Source organism: Salinimicrobium oceani, assembly GCF_012037645.1.
Genome location: NZ_JAAVJR010001081.1, coordinates 1 through 362 on the forward strand (window position 1 = coordinate 1; position 362 = coordinate 362).

Annotated in this window: 1 protein-coding gene; it reads right to left on the reverse strand. The window is 43.1% G+C overall.

The features are described 5' to 3' along the window. Window positions 1-30: 30 nt before the first annotated feature. Window positions 31-362: DUF3109 family protein (locus tag HC175_RS20875; protein WP_168139901.1), on the reverse strand; the 332-nt coding region annotated here is incomplete at its 5' end.

Below are 362 nucleotides of genomic sequence, written 5' to 3' on the forward strand. Positions count from 1 at the left end.
TTGTGGTCCAAAAAACAGATGAGTAAAATATTAAGCCTCCTGCTCTTTTTGTTTCTCAGCGATTTTTTCAAGCTCGGCATACCAGTCTTCACCAAACTTCCTGATAAGAGCATCTTTAACAAATTTATATACAGGTACCTGTAGTTCTTTTCCAAGGGTGCAGGCGTCGTCGCAGATATACCAGTGATGATAATTCACTGCAGAGAATTCTGAGTAATCCCGGGTGCGTACAGGATAAAGATGACAGGAAACGGGTTTCTTCCAATCAATATCTCCCTGGTTATAAGCTTCCTCAATCCCGCAGAGAGCAGTGCCTTTGTTGTCAAAGGTGACATAGGCACAGTCTGCACCATCGATCAGAG